This is a genomic window from Kitasatospora sp. NPDC059803 (assembly GCF_042732255.1).
Taxonomy (GTDB): Bacteria; Actinomycetota; Actinomycetes; order Streptomycetales; family Streptomycetaceae; genus Kitasatospora.
This window is the reverse complement of the sequence record NZ_JBHWIJ010000523.1, coordinates 1-2,451: the sequence shown is the minus strand read 5'-3', so window position 1 is coordinate 2,451 and position 2,451 is coordinate 1. Positions and strand designations below refer to the sequence as shown.

The following is a 2,451-nucleotide window of genomic DNA, read 5'->3' as shown; positions in this document are numbered from 1 at the left end:
CTCTCTCGCTCTCCCACACACACCCCCACACCACCCCACCCCCCCCGCCACACCCCCCCCCCGCGCGGCGCCGGACGACAAACCCCCCCCCCCGCCCCCCCGCCCCGGCTTTCACCGACTACGAACGCGGCTTCTCGCGCATCTCGTAGGTCTCGATGATGTCCTCGACCTTGATGTCGTTGAACGACCCCAGGGTGACACCGGCCTCGAAGCCCTCGCGGACCTCGGTCGCGTCGTCCTTGAAGCGGCGCAGACCCTCGATGTTGAGGCTCTCCGCCACGACCTTGCCGTCGCGGATGAGGCGGGCCTTGGCGTTGCGGCGCAGCAGGCCCTCGCGGACGATGACACCCGCGATGTTGCCGAACTTGGAGGAGCGGAACACCTCGCGGATCTCCGCGGAGCCGAGGCGCACCTCCTCGTACTCGGGCTTGAGCATGCCCTTGAGGGCGTTCTCGATCTCCTCGATCGCCTGGTAGATGACCGAGTAGTACCGGACGTCCACGCCTTCCTTGTCGGCCGCGGTACGCGCACGGCCTTCGGCGCGCACGTTGAAGCCGATGATGATGGCGTCCGAACCCATCGCCAGGTTGACGTCGGACTCGGTGATCGCACCCACACCGCGGTGCAGGATGCGGAGCTCGACCTCCTCGCCCACGTCCAGCTTGACGAGGGCGTCCTCGAGGGCCTCGACCGAACCGGAGACGTCACCCTTGATGATGAGGTTGAGCTGCTCGATCTCGCCGGCGGCGATGGCCTTGTCCAGGTCCTCCAGGGACACCCGGACCCGACGCTGCGCGAAGGCGGCGTTGCGGTCGCGGGCCGAGCGCTTCTCGGCGATCTGACGGGCGGTGCGGTCCTCGTCGACGACGATGAAGCTGTCGCCGGCGCGGGGCACCGAGGTCAGACCGAGCAGCAGCACCGGGCGGGACGGGCCGGCCTCGGCGAGGCTGTTGCCGTTCTCGTCCAGCATCGCGCGGACGCGGCCGTAGGCGTCGCCGACCACGATCGAGTCGCCGACGCGGAGGGTACCGCGCTGCACGAGCACGGTCGCCATGGCGCCGCGGCCCTTGTCGAGGTGGGCCTCGATGGCGATACCCTGCGCGTCCTGCTCGGGGTTGGCCCGCAGGTCGAGCGAGGCGTCCGCGGTGAGGACCACGGCCTCCAGCAGCTGCTCGATGTTGAGGCCCTGGCGCGCGGAGATGTCGACGAACATGGTGTCGCCGCCGTACTCCTCGGCCACCAGACCGAACTCGGTCAGCTGACCGCGGACCTTGGTCGGGTCGGCGCCCTCGACGTCGATCTTGTTGACGGCGACCACGATCGGCACACCCGCGGCCTTGGCGTGGTTCAACGCCTCGACCGTCTGCGGCATGACACCGTCGTTGGCCGCGACCACCAGGATCGCGATGTCGGTGGACTTGGCACCACGGGCACGCATGGCGGAGAACGCCTCGTGACCCGGGGTGTCGAGGAAGGTGATCGGGCGCTGCTCGCCGTTCACCTCGGTGACGACCTGGTAGGCACCGATGTGCTGGGTGATGCCACCGGCCTCGCCGGCCACCACGTTGGACTTGCGGATGGCGTCCAGCAGGCGGGTCTTACCGTGGTCGACGTGACCCATGACGGTGACGACCGGCGGGCGCGGGGCCAGTTGGTCCTCGTCGCCCTCGTTCGCACCGAAGTCGATGTCGAACGACTCCAGCAGCTCGCGGTCCTCGTCGTCGCGGCTGACGATCTCCAGGATGAAGCCCATCTCGCCGGCCAGCAGCTCGAGGGTCGCGTCGGAGACCGACTGCGTCGCGGTGACCATCTCACCGAGGTTGAACATGACGGAGACGAGCGCGGCCGGGTTGGCGTTGATCTTCTCCGCGAAGTCCATCAGCGAGGCGCCGCTCGACAGGCGAACGGTCTGGCCGTTGCCGCGAGGCAGCATCACACCGCCGACGGACGGGGCCTGCATGGCCTCGTACTCCTGGCGCTTCGCCCGCTTCGACTTGCGGCCACGCGCCGGGCGACCGCCCGGGCCACGACCGAAGGCGCCCTGCGTGCCACCACGGGCACCCGGGCCGCCGGGACGACCACCGAAACCACCGGGACGCGGGCCGAAGCCGCCGCCGCCACCGGGGGCACCGCCACCGGGACGCGGACCGCCGAAGCCGCCGCCACCGGCCGGACGCGAGCCCGGACCGGCCGGACGACCCTGGAAGCCCGGACGGGCGCCACCGGCACCCGGACCACCCGGACGGCCACCGGGGCCACCGGGGCCACGGCCGCCGGGGCCCGGACGCGGGCCCGGAGCCGGACGCTGCGGCATCATGCCCGGGTTCGGGCGCGGCATGCCGGACGGGGACGGGGCGCCGGGGCGCGGACCGGCCGGACGCGGCTTGCCGTCGGGACGCGGACGGTCGCCACCGGGACGCGCGGCGCCACGGTCAGCGCCGGGAGCACCAG

The 2,451-nt window shown here is 71.6% G+C and carries 1 protein-coding gene; it reads right to left on the bottom strand.

Features of this window, described 5'->3' with window-relative positions; all coding sequences use genetic code 11:
* Positions 1-118: 118 nt before the first annotated feature.
* Positions 119-2,451 (bottom strand): translation initiation factor IF-2 (gene infB / locus ACFV6I_RS39055; RefSeq protein ID WP_380430996.1); only part of this gene is annotated, 2,333 nt, incomplete at its 5' end.